The sequence below is a fragment of the Pseudooceanicola nanhaiensis DSM 18065 genome, from assembly GCF_000688295.1.
Classification (GTDB): domain Bacteria; phylum Pseudomonadota; class Alphaproteobacteria; order Rhodobacterales; family Rhodobacteraceae; genus Pseudooceanicola; species Pseudooceanicola nanhaiensis.
Window position 1 is genome coordinate 64,246 of the sequence record NZ_JHZF01000018.1, and the last position, 23,787, is coordinate 88,032.

Sequence of the window (23,787 nt, forward strand, 5' to 3'; positions counted from 1 at the left end):
CCGCTACCAGTTGCCCGCCGTTTCGCAGATCGGGAGCGCTTCCTTCCGGAGCTCGTTCGCCTGCCGCCGAAAGTCTGACGTCGCCTCGACCACGTCCCAATAGTCTGCCGAGGAATAGCGATCAAAATAGACCGCCTCCGCGGCCTCCCAGGACGGATACCGGGTGGTGCATGTGCAGCTTTGCGCGTCGACGATGCGTCTCATGCTCTGAAACCGGTAGATTTGCTGGACCAGGAGCCGCTTGTAGGCGTCGCGCGCCTCGGTGTTTCGCATCCACTTCGGCTCGGGCGGCTGATCGGGGCAGACATCGGGTTGATTGTCGAGTGTCGGGACCAGGTCGCGCTCGGCCGATGCGATGGTTCCCGACAAAAGAAGGAATGAGCAGACGAGAGTGGTCGCGCGTGTCATGTCACCGCCTCCTCCGGCCGGTCCACGACCTCACGCTTGAGGAACGCGGTATAGCCATAGTCGCCCGCCTCGGCGGAGATCACCTCCCAGCCTTCGGCGCCCCGTTCGTTCAGGGCGCGCCGCATCTCGGCGTAGTCCTTCTGCTTCTTCACCTTGCAGAACAGGATGTCGTATTCAAACCGCTTCATGCCTTCTGCCTTTCCTGCAATCCGGCTCCGGGGAGATAGAATTCGGTGATGCCGCGTTGGCCGTCTTCACGCCCGGCCTGGATGATCACGTCGATCGAGCTTTCGATGTATTTGACCATGTCCTGGTAGGTCATCGGGATCTCGGTCTTGAGCGCGGCGATGGCGAGACGCTGGACGGCGAGCTGAGGGGTTTCGGCGTGGAGCGTTGTCATCGAGCCGCCATGACCTGTGTTGATCGCCTCGAGGAAGGTCATGGCCTCCTTGCCGCGGACCTCGCCGAGGATGATGCGGTCGGGCCGCATGCGGAGCGTCGCGGTCAGGAGCACGTCGGCGGACTGGAACTCCGCGTCCCGGTTGGCGATGAGCGTCACAGCATTGGGTTGGGCGGGAAGCAGTTCCGCCGCCTCTTCGATGGTGACGATACGTTCTTCGCCCGGAACGTAGGAGAGGATTTTCCGGGCCGCGACGGTCTTGCCCGTCGAGGTGCCGCCGGAGACGATCATGTTTAGCTTGTTCTCGACGCAGAAGCGGATGGCGTCATAGATGTCGCCGGCGGCCACGACCTCGCGCAGCGCGCGGTTCTTCTCCTGGCGCAACTCCTCGAGCTTGCGCTCTTCGCCATAGAGGAAACGTAGCTCGATCTGGTCCAGCGGTAGGCTCGAGAAGAAGCGGAGTGAGATCGACATGCCCGCGAGCACCGCGGGCGGGGTTACGACCTGGGCCCGGATGGGGCGGTCGCGATAGGTGATCGAGACCGAGACGATGGGCTTGTCCTTGCTCATTGTCGTGTTGGCTGAGGAGGCGATCTGGTTGCCAAGATCGCGCAGCTCGGTGACGCTCAGGCGCTGGTCCAGCGCGCGCATGAAGTGATCGCCCTGGAACTCGCCCCAGCAGGTGCCATCCGGGTTGATGCATATCTCGATGACGTCATCGCGGGCGGCGTCCTTCAGCTTATCGAGCGAGGTCTGGAGGTAGGAGAGCGTCATCTCAGAAAATCTCCAGATCACGGTCGACCATCACGGTGACGCGGGCGCCCTGATCGACATAGATGACGGGCCCGATGGAGAGGTAGTCGCCGATCACGGAATCGGTGGCATCCGCCAGGTCGTCTCCCACATCTTGCAGGACCTCGGCGGTGGCCTCATCCTCGACCTGCGCCGACGCCACGTTCGGCGCGGCCGAGATGATGGAGATCAGCGCGGCGGAGCCGAAGCGCTCGTCGAAGCGGGTGTCGACGAAACCGGTGACGCCTGAGCGCCCGAGCTCATCGCCGCCGAAGGAGCTGATCCGGACGGTCTGATTGTTGGGAAGGATGATCCGGTCCCAGGCGATGGTCACGCGGCGCTGCGCGATCTCGATGCCGGAGCGATAGCGCCCGATCAGGCGCGACCCGCGCGGGATCAGAAGCCGTGTGCCGTCATAGCTGAACACATCCTCGGAGATGATGGCGCGGGTCTGGCCGGGGAGCGCGCTGTCGAGGGCGGTCTCCATCACGGCCTGGATCATCGTGCCCTGGATGACGGTGTTCGAGGGGTTGGCGATGACCTCGGCCTGCGTGACCGTGACCGGCAGCGCGCCGTTCAGCACGAAGTCTGTCACCTCGCCGAAGGTGCGTTCGGTGAGTTCTGTTTCACCTGAGTTGGCGCCGCCCGTGCCGCCGAAAGCGATGACGGGGGAGGCAATCCGACGTTCCTGGAACGCACGCTCCTCCTCGGCCCGGCGCTGAAGCTCCGCCAGCCGTCGGGCCTCTTCCTCGCGCCGAAGCCGCTCTTCTTCGCGGGCGCGGAGTTCCTCGTCGCTGGGACCGGGCGGGGCGGGCGCCGGCTTGTTGACCTCCAGGAGCGCGAGGTCCAGGTCCATCCGCAATTGCTGGAGTTCGCGATCTCGTGCCGCGAGTTCCTCCTGGAACAGCGCCTGGGCGCTCTCGGACGCCGCTTGCAGTGCCGCGATCCTCGCGGTCAGCGCCTCGATCGCCTCAGCCGCGGCGCTGTCCCCTTCGACGACGGGCTCCGGCGCGTTTTTCAGCTCTTCGATCTGCGCCTGCAAGGCTTCGATTTGTGCGAGGAGTTCGGCATTGGGCTCGGCCGGTGCAGGTTCGACTAGCACGATTTCCGGGTCTGGGGCGGGAGGCGGCACGAAGGGTTCGATCTCTCCGAAGCCGTCGCCCTCGAGCTGGAACTCGTCCGGGGTGGCCGTCGGCAGGGCGACCTCGTCTTCCGGCTGCGAGAACAGGTAGAGCACCAGGCCGCCTGCAAGGATGAGGCCCATCATCAGGAATGCGAGGAGCGGGGACCGCCGCCTTGTGGATGCGCCCGGGCGCCTGTTGCCTTGTTCGAGGGCGGCCAGACGCCGCTCGAGATCGGGGTTCGGGGTGTCACTCACGACGTGCCTCCCCGGGGCGGGGCCGCCTCGATGCAGACGACCTCCTCGCCCAGGCGCAGCACCCATTGACGGCCGACGCCGGAGACGCGGATCACGCCGTCCTCCACGGCGCCGGTGTTCACCGTGCGCTCGCGCCCGCCCGCAAAGCGGAAGATGGCCGGGACCGGCGCGTTCCGCGGGAAGGCGAAATAGGTGAAGGTGCCGTCATCCCAGACGCGGGTCGGGGTGAACTCGGTCCGCGCGCTGGCCCCGTAGTTATAGTTCGGGGCGGCCTGCGCGATGGCGTTTGCCGGGCGCCGGTTGTCCTCGGGGTAGCGGAACTGTACGACATAGAAGGTCGGGCTCGAGACCTCGTTCACGTTGAAATAATAACTCCGCCGGTTGGTGTAGACGGTGACGTTGGTGTGGACCCCGCGCGCCAGGGGCTTGATCGCGAAGGCGCGCCCGCCCGGCACGCCGTCGATCTCGAACCCTTCCGTGTCGCCGGCGATGATCGACCGGATGCTCTCGCCTGTCCCGAACTCGATGGTCGTGACATGGGTGAGCGAGACGCTGAGCCGGTAGACTTGACCCTCCTGGTAGGTGGCGATCCGGACACGGGCATCATTCGGACCGCCGCGCGGGATCTCCTCGGCGAGGGCGAGCGCGGTCGAGAGGAGAACGGACAGAAGGGCTATGAGGTAAAGCTTCACCTAGTTCTCCAATCTGTCCGACCGGATCGAATATTCGACGACGGTGAAGCCGAACGGGTTGGTCCAGACCTCGTCGATTGTGCGACGGGTCTCGGGGCGGAACTCGAAGAGCAGCGTCGCGGTGAAGAGGCCCGCCTGCACGCCCTGGATCGAGGTCAGGCGCTTGCGGAGCCGCACGGTCGCCCGGTTGCTGCCGATCAGATTGATGCTGAGGATCTCGACGTCGAGCCGGGCGTTCGGCCCGTAGACTGACGGCGGATACTCTGCATTGGCCGAGTTCCAGATCTGGCGCAGCGAGGCCCCGGCCGCACGGTCCGACCGGCGCAACACGCCGCGGATCCGCAGGTCGTTGTCGAGCTGGTTATAGACCTCGCGGTCGGTCACATAGCGGAAGACCTCCGCCTCGATGATCGCCCGGTTCTCGGTGACGGTGGTGGCGCCGACCGAGGCTTCGGGCAGGGCGAAGCCGGTGGCGGGATCGTAAGGCACAACAACTGGGGGCGGATCGACATCGAGGATGGCCACGGCGGCCGCGCTGAGGCAGCCCAGGATGCCAAAGCCGAGGCCGATGAGCCCCAGGCGCTGCCAGAGCCGTTCCCGTCTCAGTGCGCCGTAGACCAGTTCCTCCTCGATGATGGCGGTTTCTTCGTCCAACAATCAGTCCTCAATCCGCGCTCAGTTCCGGAAGCGTGAACTCCATGAAGCGTTGTTCTTCGGCGATGGTGGCGGCATCGATCACGCCGCCGGTGCCATCTCCTACGGTCTGGATCGCTTCGAGCTGCCACATGGCGACGAGCGCGATGGCAAGCTCTGCCGTCACCCGCGTGTTGAGATCGACGCTCTCCTTCAGCTCGTCCATGTCGTCGATGAGCCCGACGAGCCGGTCGACACGTTCGAGCGACTGCCCGGCATCCTCATAGCTGTTCTGGGCCGCGGCGGAGACCAGCGCGCCGGTCGTGGCCATGGTCGCCACGCGGCCCGCGCCGGGATTGCCGCTCCGGGCCATCTCCGAGAGTGTGTCCTCGTCGAAGCCGAGATCGGCCAGAACCCGGTCCATCTGGGTTTCGATCTCGCCGGCGCCGGATCCGGTGAGCCCGGTGAAATCCCCGGTCTTGATCGCTTGAATCGTTGCGAGAATGTCTCCGAACTCCTGGTCGAGCAGACCGTTCAGCTCGTCCTCCATCTGGGTCCGGATGATTTCCGGGAGTTCGGCGAGACGGGTCAGCGCCTCGTATGTCCGCTGCAACTCCGCGAGCTGGTCCGTGAGCGTGGCAAGTTGTTCGCGGAGTTGCACGAGCTGCTCGTTCTGCAGGATCTCGTCTTCGATCATCTGCCGGAGCTGCTGGATATTCTGGGCGATGTTCTGGGTGTCGACGACCGGCACGCCCTGGGCCTTTACTGGGGTGAGGGTCAGAGCCGGCACGCTGAGCGCCAGGGTGCTGGCAAGGGCCAGGGCGCGGAGCGGTGCTGCCGTGACAAATCTGTGGGACATCAATCCAGGTCCTCCAATGTGAACTCCATAAATTCGTTCTCGGCCAGACGCGCCGCCGCTTGCGCCAGTTGGGCGGCGCTCAGCGGCCGGGTCCGTGCGGCTTTGAGGCGAATGCGCGCCGCCATGACGCGGACCAGTTCGGCGCGGGCATAGGTGTTGAGCGCCATGCTCTCCTGGAGGTCTTCGGTGCTGCCGATCCGGGTGACGATGTTCTGGATGCGCAGCGCTGCCTGCCGGATCGCGACGGGTGAATTGTTGCCGTAGAAGGCCGCGCCGTGACCCATGAAAGAAAGATTGGAGTTGGCGAGGAGCACCGGATCGATCGTGCCGAGCGCCTCGATGCCGCCGATCCGCGCGAGGTAGAGGTTGTAGCGTTCTGGGATGACCGTGACGTAGTGCCGGGTCTCCTTGAAGGGCGGCACGCCGCCATATTCGAACACCCGCCCCGGACCCGCGTTATAGGCTGCGAGCGCGTTGACGACGTTGCCGTCGAAGGTGTTGAGCTGGGCCGCGAGGTAGCGCGCGCCGCCCTCGACCTGCAGGTAGGGGTTGTCGTAGTATTCCGGATTGATCCCGAGATCGCTGGCGGTGTCCGGCATGATTTGGGTCAGGCCGAAGGCCCCGACGGGGGAACGAGCGCCGATGGAGAACCGGCTCTCCTGCCAGATCAGCGCCTGGAGGAGCGCCCGCCATTGCACGACCGACAGACCGGCGCGTCCGACGCCCTCGAGGCCGGATGTCTCCCGGGCGGCCCGGATGATCAACTGTTCGATATTCTCCGCAGCATCCCCGAACATGCTCGCGCCGCCGGGGTTGGGATCGACATCGCCGGAGCCATAGACCGCCTCTGCGGACTGGTCGGGATCGCCGCCGCCCTCGAGGTCTGCGACCATGCCCGGCAGGCCCTGGCCGCCGAAGCTGGTCTGGGCGTCGAGGATGTTGCGCAGAACGGCGAGCTGCTCCTGCTCGATCGCGGTCAGCAATTCCTTCAAGGTGAGTTTTTCGCGCTGCCGGGCGAGGTCGGCGTCCCGGTCTCCCGTCTCGACGATATCGCGCGCCGTGAGCCCGGAATCGTTGGTGGGAACGCCCTGGGCGAGCGCGGCCGCCGGCAGGAGAGCCGCCAGAAGGATATGGGCGCCCCTAGACCTCAACGCCGTTGTCCGGGTTTCCGATGGGCGTGAAGACGCAATCGGGCTCGGCCTCATCGAGCGAGGCGCGGAAGGCGAAACAATTGGCCTGGGGCTCACGGTATTGCGCGCAGGAGGCCAATGCGCCGAATGCGGCGAACAGGGCGAGAATGCGGATCATGAGAGCCTCCAGAAATCAGGTCTGTCGCGGTAATCGGCCCCGACGAGGGCCTCGCCCTTCTCCATGCCGCCGAGGATGGTGAGGAGGGGGCCGAGGGCGGAGAGGTCGGCATCGACCACCACCGAGCCACCGTCGTCACGGATGAGCGCGAGGCGGCTGTCGCTGCCGGTGTTCAGGAGCACGTCGAGCTCCTTCTCGAAGAGGTTCAGCATCGCGTAATCCGAGGCGTGCGCCCGGATGTTGGGGAGCAGGATCTGGGTTGGCACCGCCTCGACGATGGTCTTGCCGGTCCGCGTGCGTTCGAGCTGGCTCGCATATTGCGTCATCATCACCGCGACCGTGTTCTGTTTCCGGGCGGTCACCAGCCAGTTCGAGAGCCGTTCGGCAAAGTATGGGTTGTCGAGCGCCTTCCAGGCCTCGTCGATGATAATGATCGTGGGCCGCCGGTCCTCGATCTCGCGCTCGATCCGGCGGAAAAGATAGGAGAGGACGGCCATGCGTTCCCTCTCGCTCTCGCTGTCGAGGATGCCGGTCAGGTCGAAGCCCACGACATCGCCCTCGAGCGAGAATGTGTCCTCGAGGCTCTGGCCGAAGATCCAGCCGTAGCGGCCGTCCTCCGTCCATTCGAGGAGGCGGTGGTGCAAGTCGCCATTGTCATCGGTGGAGACGAAGAGCGACGCGAAATCCCGCCAGTTTCGCAAAGCGGGGTCGGTTGCGGTGGCGTTCTGGCGGACCACCTCCTGGATACGGTTGGTCTGGGCCGGGGTGAGGGGTTTGTCGGATCGATGAAGAAGCGATCCCAGCCAGTCCGAGAGCCAGGCCGTGCCGCGGCCGTCGATCTCGGTCCAGAGCGGGTTGAGACCGGTCGCCTGTCCCGCCTTGATCGAGGCGTAACGTCCGCCATTGGCGCGCACGGCCATCTCCATGCCGAGACGGTAGTCGAAGACGAAGACGCGGGCGCCGACGCGCCGGGCTTGCGTCATCAGGAAGGCGGAAAGGACCGATTTGCCGGAGCCGGGACGGCCCAGGATCAGGGTGTGGCCGCTGGTGGGTTCTTTCTCGGGGCTGCCCTGCTCGTGGTAGGAGAAGCGGTAGGCGCTCTGTTCCGGGGTCGGGAAGAGCGTGATCTCCTGGCCCCAGGGCAGCTGATGTTTTCCCTTGCCGAGCTGAGTCCGATGCAGCGCCGCGAAATCCGCGAAGTTGCGGTTGGTGACGGCGCTGGCCCGGACCCGCTTCGGCTGGTTGCCCGGATGCTGGCTGAAGTAGTGCGATTTCGCCGCCATGCGCTCGCCGATCATCTTCACGCCTTCGGCGGCCGCGGCGTTGACGATCTCGGCGCCGAGGGTCTGGAGCTCGTCGAGGCTGCCCGAGAAGACGGTCACGACCATATGGTGCTCGCCGAAGCTCTGGCGCTTGGCCTCGAGATCGTCATGGGCGATGTCGAGGGCTTCGAGGAGCGAGAGCGCGGCATCCTGGGAGGCCCGCATCTGCCGCTTCTGGCGCTTGATCCTGCCCGCCATCATGTTCGAATTGATCGGGGTGAAGGAATGGGTGACGATCATGTCGACGGGCAGGTTCAACATGTCGAACATGGTGCAGGTCGTGGCCTCGGCATATTCGCCGATCGTGAAGCTCTTGCCGAACCGGTGACCGACCACCCCACCCGAGAGCTCGAAATGATCCTCGAGGAAGGTCACGCGGGTGTTGGCGACGTTGGTGGCGAGAAACCCGTAGCGACCCGCCGGATAGAGTGGCAGCTCACGGCCCGTGTTGAGCGCGCCGAGGAACCCGACCAACTCTCCGGAGGCCGCCGAGAGGAGGCGGGGTTTGAGCTCGGCGAGGCCGGAAGTGAAGACGCCGACCGCCTCCCTGAGACGCCGGAGCCGTTTCGTGGTTTCCTCCTTGAACCGCTCAGGCGCGGAATGGTTCACGAAGCCCAGAAAACTCTTCGGGGGCGGGCGGTGGATGACGGTCAGCGTCAGGGTTTTGTCGCGCAGACCTGCCGAGGCGAGTTTCGCGCGCCAGGCGTCATCCACCGCCGCCGCGAAGCTGTCGCCTCGGACCGGGAGCAGGTCCGGCGTGATCGACTTCGAAACCTTGTGCACATAGTAGCTGAACTCGGGGCCCAGCTGCGCGATGATCCGGGCGAAGAGGGCCGTGACCTTGTCGAGATAGGCGTCATCCGTGGTGTAGCTGTTCACGCCGCCGAGGCGGACGCACTGGAAGAGCTCGCTGACCCGCGTCCGGACCGTGTGGTCATCGACGAGGCTGACATAGGGCAGCATGTGCGCGAGGCGCTTCTCGCGCGCATACCAGTTTGGCAGCAGGGTGCGCTCGTCGTAGGTCTCATCACGGGGCATAGCTGTCGCCCCCATGGATGGCGCGGTTCCGTGTCGGCGGCGTCTCCTGGAGTGACGTCATCATCACGTCGATGAAGCGCGGGTCCCAGTCGGCCGCCTTCCAGAGCACGGGGTAGAGGATCGCCGCGACCGCCAGCACCGCCATGTGCTGCACCCAGACGAAGAGCAGCACCGAGCCGAAGAGCCAGACCATCGCATACATGATCGGCAGGCCGAGGAGCTTCGGCGGGCGGACAAGGCCCAGGAAGAGGGGGGAGCGCTCAGCCACGTTGCGGGTTCCTTACGGCGTACCACCACCGAAGACGGCGGCAACGATCGTCGGCGCGGCGGCGACGCCCGCGATGCCGACCAGCACCCAGAGGGCCTGGCGGAGGTCGATGATGTTGAAGAACCAGCTCAGGAAGACCCCGAGGACGGCGAGGGTGGCGATGACCACACCAAGTGGCCCGGTCAACGCGTCCACAATGCCTTGCAGGAGGCTCTGGATCGGTGAGAGGTCGATGCTTTGTGCGAGTGCCGGTTCGGCGAGGACGACAAGGAATGTGGCAAGCGCGCCAAGGGTTGCGATGGGGCTTTTCATAACATCTATCCTTCCAACCGGGTGAGGACGGCCAGCACCCGCTGGACGTGGGAATGGGTCTCTTGAAACGGGGGAATGCCGCCGTGTGCGCGCACGGCGTCGGGGCCAGCGTTGTAGGCGGCGAGCGCGAGGCGTATGTCTCCGAACTCCGCCAGCATCAGCGCGAGATAGCGGGCCGATCCGTCGAGGTTTTCCCGCCAGTCATGCGGATCGACCCCGAGCGCGCGGGCCGTGTCGGGCATGAGCTGCCCGAGCCCGATGGCCCCGGCATGGGAGACGGCGCGGGGATCATAGGCGCTCTCGATCTCGATATTGGCGCGATAGAGGTTCAGCCAACCCGTGACGGTGATATCGGCTGCACGGAGCCCAGGGTGGCTCGCATAGCGCAGTCCGGTCTCCTGGATCGCCGCGAGGATGTCCGGGCGAGGCGCGGGCGCATTCGGTGCGATAGCCGCGAACCGAAGCGCCTCGTCCTCGTCGCCATCCTCGCCAAAGATGCGCAACCCGTCCGAAGCGGATCCTTGCCCGATTCCATCATTGTAGGTGCGGGCGAAATCAGATTGCGCGCGTGACGGGGAGAGCGAACCGTCGCTCCCCATCACCAGCACCATCTCGGCTGACGCCGGAAAGCTCAGGACGACAAGAAGAAGGGCGTTAACCCCGGCTGGCAGCGATCTCCTCGCCCGAGAGCTTCTGGACCGTCCGCTTGCCTTCCTCGAGCGGGATGTCGGCGTGGGAGAAGCCGATGCCCTGCAGGAAGGAGATGACGCCGGTGACGGTCCTGATCTCGCGGATCTTGATGTCGTTGCGCGAGGTACGGGTTCGGGCGGTGACAAGGAGTTTTTCGACGCCTTCGTCGCTGACAGCGCGCAGAATCCAGACCCCATGCCAGTTGGGGCCTTTCTTGAAGGCGTCCTCCTTGCAGACAACTTCGACGCGATAGCCGCTGGCGACCAGATCGCGGAATCTGGGTTCGGTGACCACATTCGGGGCTTCTTTTTCTAGGTCCATCACCCGGATCACGTTCTCCACAAAGGCGAATGACCGGGCCAAGTATGTTGAAGCCCAGACATACAATGATATAGCTTTGGCGCACAAGATATACTGGACGCGCGACAAGCGGATTCTCGCTCACGCAATGGATAGACCGGGCGCATGCGATTGATCAAGGAAATAGGGGACTTGCGTAACCTCCGGTTGAGTGGGGCCGGCGTATCAGAGGCTATACTTCTGCTCTTTCTATCCACCGGACATGCCTCGGCCGAATCCTGCCTTGCCCCGATTCGTCCCTATGTGCCGGGCGACGCCCGGGCCGCGCGCGACTATGCCGATCTCATCCGGCGCGACTTCGAGCTCTACATCCGCGACATCCAGAGCTATTTCCGCTGCCTTGAGGCGGAGCGCGCGCGGGCCTTCGAGGAAGCGCGCGAGGTGAGCGAGGAATACGGGCGTTTCCTGGAGACGATCGATCGGTGACGCCCGGAAGCGCCAACAGGTCGTGGATCTATTGGCAAGGCCCACGAAGCCATACGGAAGAACAGATTTGACCGCAGAATCCATGTTGTGCCCACAATATCCACTTTTTAGATAATCTACAAACTGGATTAGCCCGTTCACAAGAGGTTTGTGACGCGTGGCTAAGACGATCAGGAGTTCGGGACATGAGGCGCTGCGCGATGCATTGATCGCGGCGAGAAAGACTGCTGCGCTGACGCAGGAGCAACTCGCCTGGAGGCTGAAGTGTCATCAGTCCTTCGTCGCACGGGTCGAAAGCGGCGAGCGCAGGATCGACGTCATCGAGTTGATCGTGCTGGCGCGGGCCCTGGGGATAGAGGCTGTCGAACTGTTGTCGGTTGCCGAGGGCGCGACGGAGCCGGATCATAGGATCTGAAGGGAGAGGTAGGCGTCAGTCGATGGGACGCGGACGCAGGGTCCGCGGCAGGGTCATCTCAGGCAAAGAACTGCCGCAGCTACGAATTCGCGGAATGCTTTGGAGACGTCCCTATAGTATTGTATTGGTTCGGTCCGTGGTTGGCGACGCATGCATGCCAATGCCTCCGTTGGAAGGGGGTAGGGTCACGTCGAACAGGCGCTTCGTCCATTCTCACGGGACGTGCGGACAGGAACTAGCGGCTAGTAGTTCACCTGTTCATATCCATAGTTGCCCTCGTAGTCGCGCCAGTCGACGAAGACCGACCGGTGAAAGATGCCCGGGCAATGCTCGCCCCACCGTTCAAGGCCGACATGGGCCTCGGGCAGGGCCGTCGGAGTGGATGGCGCCCAGGCGAAATCGCCCTGACCCCCGTAGGTTCCGAGGCGGACCGTCGCGGTTCGATTGCAATCGCTGTCCCGGCCGGATTCATGCTGTCGAGCGTATCGCACGTCATAGACCCGGATCGAGCGCACGAAATTGAACTCGGGACCGCTGATATCGATGTCCGCCCGGTCCTGTGCCAGATGCAGTGCGAGCCCGTTCGGCAGTTTGGCATCTCGATCCGGGTTCAGAGTAAGTGCCGCCGGTGTGGCGTCAGTCCCGGTTCGCTGCTGGTTTACAGGACGGCTTTGGGGCAGGGGGGCGCCGTCAAACAGGATGTCGTAGAGGCGATGGCTATGGTCGCTGTCACCGTTGGGGTGATAAGATGCGCCCATCGGGCAGCGCCAGATCTGCAGCGGCGGTTCTATCGGCCAGGGCGTGATCCGCCGGATGAACTCGGCGCGCGCCCGCGCGCAGGGCACGGATGCCGGCCATCCGCCGGACAGGCACAGCAGGATCGCGCAATCGATCGGGTAGGATTGTGCCGAGGCGTGGTTCGCGCCGCCCAGGATCGGGAGAGCGCCGATGACGGAGGCGACAATGAAGCGGGTGATTGAGCGAAGCATTGGCGAGGTCCGTCACGATGGAGGTTTCCCGCATGATGCATCAATAATATAGTTATGTCACGTAAAATATATGAATGAATGGTCGGGCTTGGCGTCCGACATTCTCAATCTACTTGGGTGGCTCGCCTGCCGCGAGCCTATCAAGAAGCGCGGTGATCTCGTCGGAGGTCACAGACTTGGCCCTTGCAAGATACTCCGGGTCCAGGGGCGGTTCAATGCGTTCGGGTGCGAGATCGCTGCGCACCCATAAGATGCCAAGCTCGAATGTGTTCCAGAGATAAATCCAGCCGACCGTCAGACTCGAGGAGCCACCGACCAAACGGGCAATCGCCGTGCCTTCGTCCTGTCTGGTGTTCATCGGTACCTGCCTTTCTGTGCCGACTGCGGTGGTCACCCGAACTGTGCGTGTCAGGGACGTGTTCGGTATTTGGCTGGGCTCCTTACGCCTCGCTGGAAAAGGGCGACACCGGAGGTGGGCTCCGGTGCCGCCAGGTATTCGTCCACAGGGAGGTGATAGAGGACGAATTCTAATTTGAAACAACGCATTAGGTAAAGACCGATAATCCGTCTTATGTTAATTTCCAGACCCCGCCATCTTGTACCACCCGCGACTCAGACAACAGCTTCTCCAGATGCGCCGCAACGTTTCGTCCTGCGGCCATTGCGATTTGTGGGTCGGTTTTCTTGTAGACGGAAGCGGCGATATTCTGGACCGAATCCGGGGTGTTTGAGAGGTGGGCGAGGATCTCCGCCTCGCGACGCATGCGGTTGGAAAGCAACCGTTTGACGTAAGGTTGCGGATCCCGGAGTATAGGTCCGTGCCCCGGAAAGTAGATCCTATCGTCGCGCTCAATCAGCCGCTGTAGCTGCGCGCAGTAGTCGTGCATGTTTCCGTCAGGGGGGCTGACGATCGAACTGTTCCAACTCATAACGTGGTCGCCCGTGAAGAGCACTCCGTCAGGTCTCGCGAAACAAAGGTGGTCGCTCGCGTGACCAGGTGTGTGCAGGACGGTAAGACCGGCAATGACCTGTCCGTCCTCCAGAAACCGGTCAGGTCGAAATGCATCGTCAGGGAATGCCCGTGAGGCATAAACAGGTGCGTCTGTCCGTGCTCGCAGGGCTGGGACGACTCCAAAATGATCAGAATGGTGGTGTGTGAGCAGAATCCCAGATGGTTTGGCCCCCAAATTTTCGATGATTGCCCCGAAATGTGTACTGTCTTCTGCTGGGCCGGGGTCGATTATGAACCGACCATCAGGCGTATCAATGATGTAGCTATTTGTCCCGTGGTAGGTCATCTTTCCGGGATTGTTCGCGACGATCCTCAGAATTCCAGGGGCCAATTCGACTCCCTTCGCGCGGCAAGGCTCCGGCTCTGAGAAAAACATGCTGCTTCTTTTCATTGTGTGCGACCAGGTATTGATTGCGAACAATTTGGTTCGCACAGTTTTGCGCATTGCTCTCGCATGGCGCCGGAAACCTCAGGCTGGCGTCCGATGCCTGTCAAATCCGGCATCGGACTATTTCAACTTACATTGGACCAGGCCCGTATGAGACTGAAACAGTCTGATACAGTCTTGGGCTGGCAGTCACACAGCGCGGCGATTATGGTAAGCAGTATACAGAACTACAGCAATTGTCGCCTTCGTCAGATCCCCGAGAAGGAACGGGTAAAGACCGGCGTTCAGCAACTTTTCGCCATAGCCGACAAAGCCACCCAACCAGAGCAGCCCTGCGCAATACATGACTATCGAACCCAAAAAGACCGCGACAGATGCTCTGAACGCAGGCCGAAGTCCTTGCAGTGCTTGAACAATCCACCCGGCGGCGGCCGCCGCAAGTGCGAAGCCTACCAAGTATCCGCCTGTGGGACCCGCAATATACGCCGGTCCGGCCAGAGCCGGAGGCGTGCCTGCGAAGACCGGCAGGCCAAGCAGACCTTCAAAAAGGTATGTCACAACAACAAGACTACTGCGCACCGGCCCCAGGAAAAGGCCCAGACCCAAGACAACCAGGGTTTGTGTAGACATGGGAACCGGGTAGAACGGCACCACGATTTTGGCGGATAGTGTCAGAAGAATTGTGCCGACGAGAATTATCGAGATCTCTTGGGTAAGTTTTGCGAGTGTTTGGCTTTGAGTGGTTTCCAGATTCATCTTTTTCGTCCTTGTTTCTGTAGATTGTTAATTTTTTGGATAGTAAGCTCACATGCGCTTGGCGACTTCTTCCAACATGACTTCGCTCGCCCCGCCGCCGATGGCCTGCACACGGGCATCGCGTGACATGCGTTCCACCGGTGTTTCGCGCATATAACCCATACCGCCGTGAAACTGGACGCAGTCATAAAGCACGCTGTTCACCAGTTCGCCGCAATAGGCTTTGACCATCGAGACCTCTTTCACGCAGTCACCGCCCGCGGCATCCAGACCGGCGGCGTGATAGACCAGCTGACGTCCTGCCGCGATCCGCGTCTGACAGTCGGCCAGCCGTTGGCGCACGGCCTGCTTGTCCCACAGAACGCCGCCAAAGGCCCTGCGCTGCTTGACATAATCCACGGTCATGTCCAGCGCGGTTTGCGCTTCGGCACAGGCCATCGCACCCAGCACAATGCGTTCGTTCTGGAAGTTCTTCATTACCGAATAGAAACCGCGGTTGACCTCGCCCAAGACGTTTTCGGCCGGGATACGGACATCTTCGAAGATCAGTTCGGCAGTGTCCGAGCACAGCCAGCCGGTCTTGTTCAACGCCCGTCCGACCGAAAAGCCCGGCGTGCCTTTTTCGACCGCAAATATGGTGATCCCGCGCGACCCCTTGGCATCCGGATCGGTCTTGGCACCGACAAAGTAGAGATCGCCATGCACGCCGTTGGTGATGAACATCTTGGTGCCGTTCAGCACCCAATCCGACCCGTCCCGCACCGCGCGGGAGCGCATGCCCGCCACGTCCGAGCCCGCGCCCGGTTCGGTCACAGCAACGGCGGTGATCATTTCGCCCGAGACGATCGACGGCATCCAGCGCGCCTTCTGTTCGGGCGTGCCGGCGTTTTCCAGATGCGGCGAGGCCATGTCGGTGTGGACCAGAACCGTGGCCGAGAACCCGCCGAAAGTGGATCGCCCGACCTCTTCGGCCAAAACCACGCTGGACATCACGTCCAGCCCCGCGCCGCCATACTGTTCGTCATAGCGCATCCCCAGCACGCCGAGATCACCCATCCGGCGCAGCACGTCGCGGGGTACCTTGCCCTCCTCCTCCCAAGGCTCGGCCTTGGCGGTCACCTCGGCTTCAATGAACCGGCGCAACTGGTTGCGGATCATCTCGAGGTCTTCGTTGAACGGGCCGGTGACCTGAGTAATGCTGTCTTGTCTGGTCATGTGTTTTCCTCTGGATCGAGTTTGATAAGTGGGGCGTGCCCGGCGACCGTATCGCCGGGTGCACAATAGATTTCAGTCACCACGCCCGCGACCGGCGCGGGCAGGCTTTGCAACAGCTTCATGGCCTCAAGCACCACCAGCGTGTCTCCGGCTTTGACGCGGTCGCCGAGTGCGACGCGCACCTCGGCCACGGCGCCGGGCATGGGTGCGGACAACAGGTCAGCGACGCCAGACCCGCCGGTGGCACGTTGCAGATGCTGGTCTTCCAGCGTACGCAGGTCTGTCGCGGTCATTCCAGCAGGGGTTTGCAGGTGCACTCGCCAGTGACTCGGCGCGCGCACGACGTAAGCGATGCGCGAAAACGGAACCCCGTCGATGCGTCCGCTCAGACGGCATCCTGTTAAAGCGGCACTCTCGACCGTGATGGTCTGGCCGTCCGGTTGAATGGCAGTCAACCCCGACCCGGAGCCGTACATGCGGATCGGTTCGTCTTTGGTTGTGTCCCAATAGAAGGCCGCGCCGGACTGTCCCGCAGGGGCTGTGAGTCGCCATGACCCTAGGCTTTCCCAGGGCGACGCGCCCGCCGGCACGAGACGCAGATGCAGCGCCATCGCGGCAAAGGCCATGTCCCGGGGATCAGCGGACGATTCAGTCCAGCCGCCTGGAAACATCTCCGGCAGGTACGAGGTATGGTGACGGAACGCCGCAAAATCCGGGTGTGCCAGTAACGCGCGTTGATAGGCCAGGTTCAGGCCGACGCCGCCGACGGCAAAAGCATCGATCGCGGTGATCGCCCGGCGGATCGCCCCGGTCCGATCCGGCGCGTGGACGATCAGCTTCGCAATCATGGAATCGTAGTGGTGGCCGACGACCGAACCGCACTCTACCCCAGTGTCCAGCCGCACATCCGCAGGCGGCGCCCAAAGGGTGATCTCGCCCGTTTCGGGGTGAAAATTCTCGGCCGGGTTTTCGGCGGCGATGCGGATTTCAATGGCGTGCCCGTCAAACTGCACATCGCCTTGCGTCAGCGCCAGCGGCTCGCCCCGCGCGATGCGCAACTGCCATTCGACCAGATCGATGCCGGTGATCGCCTCGGTCACGGGGTGTTCCACCTGCAACCGGGTATTCATTTCCAGAAAGTAGTATTCACCGCGCCCGGGGTCATAGAGGTATTCCACCGTCCCGGCGGAGCGATAGCCGATCGCCTGCGCCAACCGCACCGCTGCCGCACGCATGCGGTCGCGCACAGCCTCGGGAAGATCGGCGGCGGGGGCTTCTTCGATCAGCTTTTGGTGGTTGCGTTGCAGCGAACAATCGCGGTCGCCCAGATGCAGCACGGTGCCGTGAGTGTCGCCCAGAACCTGCACTTCGACGTGGCGGGCACGGGGCGCATAGCGTTCGAGGAACACCGCCGGATCGCCGAAGGCGCTCTGCGCTTCGGCCCGGGCAGATGCAATCGCTTCGGGTGCGTCGCCCAGATCGGAGACAAGCCGCATCCCGCGTCCGCCGCCGCCGGCGCTGGCCTTGACCAGAAAGGGGGTGCCAAGCGCCTCGGCCTCTTGTAGCAGGCGCGCGTCGGACTGATCCTCGCCGCGATAGCCGGGCAGGACGGGCACGCCTGCGGCTTCGGCGGCAGCCTTGGCCTCGATCTTGGAGCCCATCCGCGCGATAGCGTCGGGTTCCGGCCCGATGAACACAAGGCCCGCCGCCTCGACCGCCGCCGCGAAACCGGCATTCTCAGACAGAAAACCATATCCCGGGTGCACCGCACCCGCGCCCGTCGCCCGCGCGGCCTCAAGGATGGCCTCGACGTTCAAATAACTGTCTGACGGGGCGGCCCCACCGATGCAGACGGCATGATCGGCCTCGGCCACGAAGGGCGCGTCGCGGTCCGCGTCCGAAAACACCGCTACGCTTTCCAGCCCCAGTTTGCGGCACCCGCGCTGGATGCGCCGGGCAATCTCGCCCCGGTTGGCGATCAGAACGCGGGTGAAGCTCATTTCACCCGCCATGACGGAACGCCCTTGTTGATGAAGCTGTTGATGCCTTCGATACCTTCCTCCGTCTCCCACGCATCGGCCAGCCGGTCGGCGGTGTAGATCATGTTGGTCTCCAGATCGTGGGACGCGACATAGGCGATCAGCGCCTTGGTATCGGCCACGGCACCCGGCGCGGCCTGAAGGTGATCATGCACCACCCGGTTCACCGTGGCGTCCAAGTCGCCCGGCGCGACAACCTCGGTCAACAGACCGATCCGCTCGGCGCGGGCCGTGTCGAACAACGCCCCCGACAGCATGGTTTCACGCGAATGCACCTTGCCGATGCGGGCCACCACATAAGGCGATATATTCGCGGGCAGAAGGCCCAGTTTGACCTCGGTCAGACCGAAGCGCGCGCCTTCGGCGCCGATGGTGTAGTCGCAGACGGAGATCATGCCGACACCGCCACCGTAGGCCGGGCCGTTGATCCGCCCGATCAAGGGCTTGGGCAGCGTGTCAAGGCGGCGCAACAGCCGCGCCAGCGTGGCGCTTTGTGCGACCCTTTCACTACGGGTTTTCTCGACATTAGAGGCGAACCAGTTGAAATCGCCGCCCGCGCAGAAGCTCTTGCCCGCGCCGGTCAGGACCACAATACGCACATCGTCATCTGCAGCCAGCTTTTCGGCGGCATCGTATAGCTCTGCGATCAATTCGCCATTCAGCGCATTGTGTTTGTCGGGGCGGTTGAGCGTCAGCGTGGCGACGCCACGCGCATCGGTTTCGATAAGGATCGTGTTGTAGGTATTGGTCAACTTGAAGCCTCACATTCTGAATACAGGCGTATGGCGACCGGCTTCGGGCACCGATGTCACGATGGCCAGACACAGGCCAAGGATATCGCGGGTTTGCGCGGGTTCGATCAGCCCGTCATCCCAAAGCCGCGAGGTGGCATAATAGGGATCGGACTGTTCACCGTACTGGGCCCGAACCTGCTCCTCGATTAGCTTCATGTCGGCCTCCATCTTGCCCGGGTCGCCCCCTTTCTGGCGGCGCAGTTCCAGCATCACATTTGTGGCGATGTCGGCAGACATGGTGGCCAGTTCCGCCGTGGGCCAGGCGAAGAGAAAATTCGGGGCGAAACCACGTCCGCACATGCCGTAGTTGCCTGCCCCGTATGAGCCGCCTAAGAGGACCGACAGGCGCGGCACCTTGGCAACCGACATGGCATAGACCAGCTTGGCGCTGTCTTTGGCAATGCCGCCGCGCTCGGCTTCGGTGCCGACCATGAAGCCCGAGATGTTGTGGAGGAACAAAAGCGGGATGTTGCGTTGATCGCACATCGACACGAATTGCGCGCCCTTGAGCGAACTGTCGGACACAAGCGCCCCATTATTTGCGAGAATGCCCACTCGATAGCCGTGAATCCGCGCGGTGCCGCAGACCAGCGTCTCACCCCATCCGGGCTTGAATTCGCGGAATTCGCCGGCGTCGATCATGCGCAGCAGAACCTCGCGCATGTCATAGGGCTGTTTGCGATCGGCGCTGATGACGCCAAGCAGTTCCTCTGGGTTGCGCGCCGGCGGCGCGCAGGTTGCATCGGGACCCATCGGGCGCGACAGGCCCAGTTCGGATACGATGTCGCGCATCAGAGCAAGCGCATGATACTCGTCCTCGGCCAGATGGTCAGACACACCGGAGAAGCGCGAATGCATCTCGGCCCCCCCCAATGTTTCTCCATCAACCTCTTCGTTGATCGCCACCTTGACGATCGAGGGGCCGCCCAGATGGATGCGTGCGTTGCCGCGTACCATGATGACTTCGTCCGACAGGGCCGGGATATAGGCCCCACCGGCCGTGCAGCCTCCAAAGACCGCCGAGATCTGCGGCAGGCCGCTCGCGGACATGTTGGTTTGACGATAAAAGGAATTGCCGAAATGGCGGGCATCGGGGAAAACCCGGTCCTGCTCTGGCAGATAGGCACCGCCGCAATCCACCAGATAGAGGCAGGGCAGCCGGTTCTCGGCTGCGATTTCCTGGGCGCGGATGTGTTTCTGCACGGTTTCGTGATAGAAAGACCCACCCTTCACTGTCGCATCGTTGGCGATCACAACGCAGGGCAGCCCGTGGACGATCCCGATACCGGTCACGATCCCCGCACCGGGCACCTCGCCCCCGTATTGACCGTAGGCGGCAAGCGACGACAGCTCAAGAAACGCAGTGCCCGGATCCACCAGCAGGTCGATCCGTTCGCGGACCAACAGCTTGCCGCGCTTGCGATGCCGCGCGACCATATCGGGGCGGCCGCCAGCCGTTGCTTCGGCGATCCGCGCACGCAGCGTTTCGACGCGCTCGCTTTGTGCGGCGTGGTTGCGGGTGTAGGTCTCTGATGCGGTCAGCACCGCTGTTTCAAGACGTGCCATGAAGTCAGGTATCCTGTCTTTGGAGTATCCCGTTGAGGAACACATCGGCATAGGTGCGTGACAACGCATCGGCGCTACCGCGGTCCGGGTCGAACCAATCGAGCGTGGCGTTCAATGTACCGATCAGCATCAGGCGCAGGCGACGGATATCGACGTCTTGCTTCAGCGTGCCATCTTTCTTAAGCTGGGACAGAAGACTGTCCCACTCTGCCTCATAGGCCCTGCGCGTGGGCAAGTTGGCATCCCGGACGGATTGCGGCACCTGCCCGAAAATACGCACATTCGCCGATGTATAATCGCTCACATCAATAAGCGCGCGCAGATGCGCCCGGATCGCGGCGCGCAGTACCGTTTCGCCGTCGGCATCGGCCCGCAGGTCGGTGACGGCGTCTCTCATGTTCTCGTGAACGACTCGAATCCCTGCATCAAGAACGGCCGCGACGATCTCGTCCTTGGAACCGAAATGATAATATATGCTACCCGCCTTGATCCCGGCGGCCTCGGCAATTTTTCGGAGCGAAACGGACCCGTAGCCTTGTTCGCGGAAAAGCCGCGCGGCAATGTCCAGCACCCCATCCCGTCCAACCGCGCTGCGCGATGTCTCGTTGACTTTGATTGCCGTGTTTTGTGCCATATACTTTCGTATCGCCCCAACACCTAACTAACGCCTGTTAGGGTAATAACGCAAATGAGTAAATCGTCGTGATCGTGCCAGACTAGAGTTTGCGGAAAATTCCGCATTGGCGACCGCCAAGAGGCCGCCCAGACATTAATGTGCTTGCCCGGACCCCGTCATCGGGTCCGGGCAAATGCCTTAGATCACGAAACCGCCACCGCAGATGACGTGCTGGCCTGAAATGAAGTTCGATTCGGGTGCACAGAACAGATAGACGGCACCGGCTGCCTCTTCCGGCGTGCCGACCCGGCCCAGCGGGATCATGCGCTCCATCTGGGTCAGAAGGTCGGGATTCACGCCGACCTTGATCTCTTTTTCCTCGACCTGGATCGTGCTGTCTCCGTCGGCGCTGCCCTCGGTCAGGCGGGTGCGGATCGGGCCGAAAGCCACGGCATTGACGTTGACCTTGTAGCGGCCCCATTCCTTGGCCATCGTCCGGGTGACACCCAGAATGCCGGCCTTGGCGGCGGAATAGTTGATCTGGCCAGCATTGCCGCCGGTCCCTGCGATGGACGAGATGTTGACCACCTTGCGGAACACTTCCTGTCCGGCAGCGGCCTCTTCCTTGGCCTTGGCGCTGATCACCGGCTGCGCGGCGCGCAGGATCTTGAAAGGTGCCGTCAGGTGAACGTCGATGATCGCCTGCCATTGTTCGTCGGTCATTTTCTGAACGACGCTGTCCCAAGTATAGCCCGCATTGTTCACGATGATGTCCAGCCCGCCAAAGCTGTCCATGCCGGTCTTGATGAACCGTTCGGCAAAACCGTCCTCGGTGACGCTGCCGGCACAGACCACGGCCTCGGCTCCCGTTGCGCGCACCGCCTCGGCGGTTTCATTGGCCGGATCCGCATCCAGATCGTTGATCACCAGCCGGGCCCCTTCCGAGGCCAGTTTGAGAGCGATTTCGTGGCCAATGCCCCGGCCCGAGCCCGAGACCAGCGCCACGCGCCCGTCGAGTTTTCCAGTCATATTGATTCCTCCCGAAAGGCGCTATCAGGCTTTTTCATAAAGCGTGGTGACGCAGGCCCCGCCGAGGCCCAGATTGTGCTGAAGCGCCAGACGTGCGCCATCAACCTGGCGCGCATCTGCCTGGCCGCGAAGCTGCTGAACGAGCTCGGTACATTGCGCTAGGCCGGTCGCCCCAAGCGGATGGCCTTTGGACAAAAGACCGCCCGACGGGTTGGTCACGTATTTTCCGCCGTAGGTGTTGTCGCCATCATCAACGAATTTCGCCGCTTCGCCGCGACCGCAAAGACCAAGCGCTTCATAGGTGATCAGCTCGTTGTGGGCGAAACAGTCGTGCAGTTCGACCACATCCACGTCCTCGGGCCCGATGCCCGCCGCCTCGTAGACCTGATCGGCGGCGCGCTTGGCCATCGAAAAGCCGACCACTTCGCGCATGTCATGGGCTTCGAAAGTTTCCGGGCCGTCCGTCGTCATGGCCTGCGCCGAGATCCGAACCGAACTGTCCAGTCCGTGCTTGTCGGCGAATTCCTTGGAACAAATGATCGCGGCGGCCGCGCCACAGGTTGGCGGACAGGCCATGAGCTTGGTCATGATGCCGGGCCAGACGACCTGGGCGGCCATGACGTCTTCCGCCGTCACCTCCTGCCGGAACAGGGCAACCGGATTCTTCGCAGCATGTCGGCTGGCCTTGGCGCGGATTTTTGCGAAGGTTTCCAGGGGGGTGCCGAACTCGTCCATATGCGCCTTGCCCGCACCGCCGAAGTACCGCAGCGCCAGCGGGATCTCGGCACTGCCAACCAGTTCGTCGGTTTCTCTGTCGAATGCCGCAAACGGGCTGACCCGGTCATGGAACATCGCACCGATTGCGCCGGGCTGCATCTGTTCGAACCCAAGTGCCAGAGCACATTCGACCGCGCCGCTTTCAACTGCCTGCCTGGCCAGGAACAGGGCGGACGATCCGGTCGAGCAGTTGTTGTTCACATTCAGAACCGGGATGCCTGTCATTCCGACATGGTACAGGGCGCGCTGACCGCAGGTGCTGTCGCCATAGACATAGCCAACATAGGCCTGTTGGACTTTATCATAGTCCAACCCCGCGTCTGCCAGAGCGGACCGGGTCGCAGCGGTCGCCATCACATCGTAGCTTTCGGATTTTCCCGGCTTCTGGAACGGGACCATCCCAACGCCTGCAACATAGGCTTTGTCTGTCATTTCTCTCTCTCCCAAATTCGGTCAGGCCACCCTAATCGGTCCGACAGCCTATTTTCTACCATTTGTTAGATTTTTAATCCTAACCTTGGGAAGTGTCAATATCGCCAAGCTGTGACGTAGAGAGCTTGCGCTATTTTCTAACTTGTGTTTGATTTCGGGCCACACGCCCTGATCGGCGACACAATTGAGGGATTCTGGTCCCGGCGCAACCGCCGACAAGCGTTTAGCACTCAGCTTACGAAAGGTGATCGGAATGGCGTATTGTTATGAATTCAGGGGGTTTATACCCGTTGTGCCCGAGGATACTTATGTCCACCCTCAGGCCGTTCTGATCGGGAATGTCATCCTGGGTCATGGGTGCTACATCGGCCCCGGGGCAAGCTTGCGGGGCGATTTCGGCAGGATCGTGATCGGGGATGGAGCCAATGTTCAGGACAATTGCATCATCCATTCCTTTCCCGGCCGCGACGCCGTGGTGGAAAGCGACGGCCACATCGGCCATGGCGCGATCCTGCACGGTTGCACGGTGGGCCGGAACGCTCTGGTCGGAATGAATTCCGTCATTATGGACGGTGTAGAGCTAGGGGCGGAATCGATTGTCGGCGCGCAGGCGTTTGTGCGTGGCGAAACCGTGATTCCGCCGCGTTCGATGGTGGTGGGATCGCCGGCAAAGGTGATCCGCGAGGTCAGCGAGAAAGAAATCGCGTGGAAAACGCGCGGCACCGGGGAATACCAGCAACTTGCGCGCGATTGTCTGGCCGGATTGACGCCGGTCGAGCCGCTGAAGGCGGTCGAGGCAGACCGGCCCGGCATGGCGGCCTCTGACGTCGTCTCCATTAAGGAGGCGCGGCGGACATCGTCCTGACCTGTCCG

At 62.8% G+C, this 23,787-nt stretch carries 28 protein-coding genes; 3 read left to right on the plus strand and 25 right to left on the minus strand.

From position 1 onward, the window contains the following. Positions 1-3: 3 nt before the first annotated feature. The 14 genes from Q344_RS0121120 to Q344_RS0121185 all read right to left on the minus strand — a co-directional run bounded on the left by Q344_RS0121120 (position 4) and on the right by Q344_RS0121185 (position 10,421). Entirely contained in the window at positions 4-408 is a 405-nt protein-coding gene (locus tag Q344_RS0121120; protein WP_028288532.1) for a hypothetical protein, read from the minus strand. Beyond that, entirely contained in the window at positions 405-596 is a 192-nt protein-coding gene (locus tag Q344_RS0121125) for a hypothetical protein (protein WP_028288533.1), read from the minus strand. Before Q344_RS0121125 ends, Q344_RS0121120 begins: the two co-directional genes overlap by 4 nt. After that, complete coding sequence (locus Q344_RS0121130) at positions 593-1,582, minus strand: ATPase, T2SS/T4P/T4SS family (RefSeq protein ID WP_028288534.1); 990 nt, start codon at positions 1,580-1,582, stop codon at positions 593-595. Before Q344_RS0121130 ends, Q344_RS0121125 begins: the two co-directional genes overlap by 4 nt. Position 1,583: 1 nt before the next feature. Continuing rightward, complete coding sequence (locus Q344_RS0121135) at positions 1,584-2,978, minus strand: TraB/TrbI/VirB10 family type IV secretion system protein (RefSeq protein WP_028288535.1); 1,395 nt, start codon at positions 2,976-2,978, stop codon at positions 1,584-1,586. Beyond that, on the minus strand, positions 2,975-3,670 hold the full coding sequence (locus Q344_RS0121140; protein WP_036540246.1) for a TrbG/VirB9 family P-type conjugative transfer protein: 696 nt from the start codon (positions 3,668-3,670) through the stop codon (positions 2,975-2,977). Before Q344_RS0121140 ends, Q344_RS0121135 begins: the two co-directional genes overlap by 4 nt. After that, on the minus strand, positions 3,671-4,324 hold the full coding sequence (locus tag Q344_RS0121145) for a VirB8 family type IV secretion system protein (RefSeq protein ID WP_156954780.1): 654 nt from the start codon (positions 4,322-4,324) through the stop codon (positions 3,671-3,673). It abuts the gene before it with no gap. A gap of 10 nt (positions 4,325-4,334) precedes the next feature. Beyond that, complete coding sequence (locus tag Q344_RS0121150; RefSeq protein WP_051630970.1) at positions 4,335-5,162, minus strand: type IV secretion system protein; 828 nt, start codon at positions 5,160-5,162, stop codon at positions 4,335-4,337. Further along, complete coding sequence (locus Q344_RS0121155; RefSeq protein ID WP_418789237.1) at positions 5,162-6,154, minus strand: lytic transglycosylase domain-containing protein; 993 nt, start codon at positions 6,152-6,154, stop codon at positions 5,162-5,164. Before Q344_RS0121155 ends, Q344_RS0121150 begins: the two co-directional genes overlap by 1 nt. A 148-nt stretch (positions 6,155-6,302) precedes the next feature. Further along, a complete protein-coding gene (locus Q344_RS26435) occupies positions 6,303-6,470 on the minus strand; it encodes a hypothetical protein (protein ID WP_169739213.1) in 168 nt (55 codons plus the stop codon). Then, on the minus strand, positions 6,467-8,830 hold the full coding sequence (locus Q344_RS0121165) for a VirB4 family type IV secretion/conjugal transfer ATPase (RefSeq protein ID WP_028288540.1): 2,364 nt from the start codon (positions 8,828-8,830) through the stop codon (positions 6,467-6,469). Before Q344_RS0121165 ends, Q344_RS26435 begins: the two co-directional genes overlap by 4 nt. Next, complete coding sequence (locus Q344_RS0121170) at positions 8,820-9,098, minus strand: VirB3 family type IV secretion system protein (protein ID WP_028288541.1); 279 nt, start codon at positions 9,096-9,098, stop codon at positions 8,820-8,822. Before Q344_RS0121170 ends, Q344_RS0121165 begins: the two co-directional genes overlap by 11 nt. 12 nt (positions 9,099-9,110) lie before the next feature. Further along, positions 9,111-9,410, minus strand: coding sequence for a TrbC/VirB2 family type IV secretion system protein (locus tag Q344_RS0121175; protein WP_028288542.1), 300 nt, complete (start codon positions 9,408-9,410; stop codon positions 9,111-9,113). Between the two features lie 5 nt (positions 9,411-9,415). Further along, positions 9,416-10,021 carry a lytic transglycosylase domain-containing protein gene (locus Q344_RS0121180; protein WP_028288543.1) on the minus strand — a complete coding sequence of 202 codons (606 nt, stop codon included), beginning with the start codon at positions 10,019-10,021 and terminating at the stop codon, positions 9,416-9,418. Between the two features lie 43 nt (positions 10,022-10,064). Then, on the minus strand, positions 10,065-10,421 hold the full coding sequence (locus tag Q344_RS0121185) for a hypothetical protein (protein WP_028288544.1): 357 nt from the start codon (positions 10,419-10,421) through the stop codon (positions 10,065-10,067). A gap of 144 nt (positions 10,422-10,565) precedes the next feature. Between Q344_RS0121185 and Q344_RS0121190 the strand changes: the two genes are divergently transcribed. Next, a complete protein-coding gene (locus Q344_RS0121190) occupies positions 10,566-10,886 on the plus strand; it encodes a hypothetical protein (RefSeq protein ID WP_229669247.1) in 321 nt (106 codons plus the stop codon). A gap of 157 nt (positions 10,887-11,043) precedes the next feature. Beyond that, positions 11,044-11,301 (plus strand): helix-turn-helix domain-containing protein, encoded by a 258-nt coding sequence (locus Q344_RS0121195; RefSeq protein ID WP_028288546.1) that lies wholly within the window; start codon positions 11,044-11,046, stop codon positions 11,299-11,301. Between the two features lie 242 nt (positions 11,302-11,543). On the opposite strand, the gene Q344_RS0121200 is transcribed toward Q344_RS0121195, so the two are convergent. From Q344_RS0121200 to Q344_RS0121245, 11 genes are all read right to left on the minus strand, one after another. Further along, the gene (locus Q344_RS0121200; RefSeq protein WP_211249941.1) at positions 11,544-12,290 is read right to left on the minus strand and encodes a hypothetical protein; all 747 of its coding nucleotides are present in this window, start codon (positions 12,288-12,290) and stop codon (positions 11,544-11,546) included. Positions 12,291-12,399: 109 nt separating this feature from the next. Beyond that, entirely contained in the window at positions 12,400-12,648 is a 249-nt protein-coding gene (locus Q344_RS24695; RefSeq protein ID WP_036540248.1) for a hypothetical protein, read from the minus strand. Between the two features lie 211 nt (positions 12,649-12,859). Then, complete coding sequence (locus tag Q344_RS0121210; RefSeq protein WP_028288548.1) at positions 12,860-13,678, minus strand: MBL fold metallo-hydrolase; 819 nt, start codon at positions 13,676-13,678, stop codon at positions 12,860-12,862. 201 nt (positions 13,679-13,879) lie between these two features. Next, positions 13,880-14,446, minus strand: coding sequence for a biotin transporter BioY (locus Q344_RS25760; protein WP_043753595.1), 567 nt, complete (start codon positions 14,444-14,446; stop codon positions 13,880-13,882). Positions 14,447-14,494: 48 nt separating this feature from the next. Continuing rightward, a complete protein-coding gene (locus Q344_RS0121215) occupies positions 14,495-15,661 on the minus strand; it encodes an acyl-CoA dehydrogenase family protein (protein ID WP_036540250.1) in 1,167 nt (388 codons plus the stop codon). Continuing rightward, entirely contained in the window at positions 15,658-17,661 is a 2,004-nt protein-coding gene (locus Q344_RS0121220; RefSeq protein ID WP_229669248.1) for an acetyl/propionyl/methylcrotonyl-CoA carboxylase subunit alpha, read from the minus strand. Before Q344_RS0121220 ends, Q344_RS0121215 begins: the two co-directional genes overlap by 4 nt. Further along, positions 17,658-18,452, minus strand: a complete 795-nt coding sequence (locus Q344_RS0121225) for a crotonase/enoyl-CoA hydratase family protein (protein WP_028288551.1) — start codon at positions 18,450-18,452, stop codon at positions 17,658-17,660. Before Q344_RS0121225 ends, Q344_RS0121220 begins: the two co-directional genes overlap by 4 nt. Before the next feature lie 9 nt (positions 18,453-18,461). After that, positions 18,462-20,060 (minus strand): acyl-CoA carboxylase subunit beta, encoded by a 1,599-nt coding sequence (locus tag Q344_RS0121230; RefSeq protein ID WP_028288552.1) that lies wholly within the window; start codon positions 20,058-20,060, stop codon positions 18,462-18,464. A 4-nt stretch (positions 20,061-20,064) separates the two neighbouring features. Further along, the gene (locus Q344_RS0121235) at positions 20,065-20,694 is read right to left on the minus strand and encodes a TetR/AcrR family transcriptional regulator (RefSeq protein WP_028288553.1); all 630 of its coding nucleotides are present in this window, start codon (positions 20,692-20,694) and stop codon (positions 20,065-20,067) included. Positions 20,695-20,874: 180 nt separating this feature from the next. Next, positions 20,875-21,681: an SDR family NAD(P)-dependent oxidoreductase gene (locus Q344_RS0121240; protein ID WP_229669249.1), complete on the minus strand. Its 807-nt coding sequence runs from the start codon at positions 21,679-21,681 to the stop codon at positions 20,875-20,877. Between the two features lie 48 nt (positions 21,682-21,729). Then, complete coding sequence (locus Q344_RS0121245) at positions 21,730-22,914, minus strand: lipid-transfer protein (protein ID WP_028288555.1); 1,185 nt, start codon at positions 22,912-22,914, stop codon at positions 21,730-21,732. Between the two features lie 253 nt (positions 22,915-23,167). Between Q344_RS0121245 and Q344_RS0121250 the strand changes: the two genes are divergently transcribed. Then, entirely contained in the window at positions 23,168-23,779 is a 612-nt protein-coding gene (locus Q344_RS0121250) for an acyltransferase (RefSeq protein WP_028288556.1), read from the plus strand. Positions 23,780-23,787: the final 8 nt, after the last annotated feature.

Bases quoted from the DNA above. Each gene is read 5' to 3' on its own strand.
- Q344_RS0121120 (WP_028288532.1), bottom strand. From the start codon at position 408: ATGACACGCGCGACCACTCTCGTCTGCTCATTCCTTCTTTTGTCGGGA.
- Q344_RS0121125 (WP_028288533.1), bottom strand. From the start codon at position 596: ATGAAGCGGTTTGAATACGACATCCTGTTCTGCAAGGTGAAGAAGCAG.
- Q344_RS0121130 (WP_028288534.1), bottom strand. From the start codon at position 1,582: ATGACGCTCTCCTACCTCCAGACCTCGCTCGATAAGCTGAAGGACGCC.
- Q344_RS0121150 (WP_051630970.1), bottom strand. From the start codon at position 5,162: ATGTCCCACAGATTTGTCACGGCAGCACCGCTCCGCGCCCTGGCCCTT.
- Q344_RS26435 (WP_169739213.1), bottom strand. From the start codon at position 6,470: ATGATCCGCATTCTCGCCCTGTTCGCCGCATTCGGCGCATTGGCCTCC.
- Q344_RS0121165 (WP_028288540.1), bottom strand. From the start codon at position 8,830: ATGCCCCGTGATGAGACCTACGACGAGCGCACCCTGCTGCCAAACTGG.
- Q344_RS0121175 (WP_028288542.1), bottom strand. From the start codon at position 9,410: ATGAAAAGCCCCATCGCAACCCTTGGCGCGCTTGCCACATTCCTTGTC.
- Q344_RS0121180 (WP_028288543.1), bottom strand. From the start codon at position 10,021: ATGGTGCTGGTGATGGGGAGCGACGGTTCGCTCTCCCCGTCACGCGCG.
- Q344_RS0121185 (WP_028288544.1), bottom strand. From the start codon at position 10,421: ATGGACCTAGAAAAAGAAGCCCCGAATGTGGTCACCGAACCCAGATTC.
- Q344_RS0121190 (WP_229669247.1), top strand. From the start codon at position 10,566: ATGCGATTGATCAAGGAAATAGGGGACTTGCGTAACCTCCGGTTGAGT.
- Q344_RS0121200 (WP_211249941.1), bottom strand. From the start codon at position 12,290: ATGCTTCGCTCAATCACCCGCTTCATTGTCGCCTCCGTCATCGGCGCT.
- Q344_RS24695 (WP_036540248.1), bottom strand. From the start codon at position 12,648: ATGAACACCAGACAGGACGAAGGCACGGCGATTGCCCGTTTGGTCGGT.
- Q344_RS0121210 (WP_028288548.1), bottom strand. From the start codon at position 13,678: ATGTTTTTCTCAGAGCCGGAGCCTTGCCGCGCGAAGGGAGTCGAATTG.
- Q344_RS25760 (WP_043753595.1), bottom strand. From the start codon at position 14,446: ATGAATCTGGAAACCACTCAAAGCCAAACACTCGCAAAACTTACCCAA.
- Q344_RS0121215 (WP_036540250.1), bottom strand. From the start codon at position 15,661: ATGACCAGACAAGACAGCATTACTCAGGTCACCGGCCCGTTCAACGAA.
- Q344_RS0121220 (WP_229669248.1), bottom strand. From the start codon at position 17,661: ATGAGCTTCACCCGCGTTCTGATCGCCAACCGGGGCGAGATTGCCCGG.
- Q344_RS0121230 (WP_028288552.1), bottom strand. From the start codon at position 20,060: ATGGCACGTCTTGAAACAGCGGTGCTGACCGCATCAGAGACCTACACC.
- Q344_RS0121235 (WP_028288553.1), bottom strand. From the start codon at position 20,694: ATGGCACAAAACACGGCAATCAAAGTCAACGAGACATCGCGCAGCGCG.
- Q344_RS0121245 (WP_028288555.1), bottom strand. From the start codon at position 22,914: ATGACAGACAAAGCCTATGTTGCAGGCGTTGGGATGGTCCCGTTCCAG.
- Q344_RS0121250 (WP_028288556.1), top strand. From the start codon at position 23,168: ATGGCGTATTGTTATGAATTCAGGGGGTTTATACCCGTTGTGCCCGAG.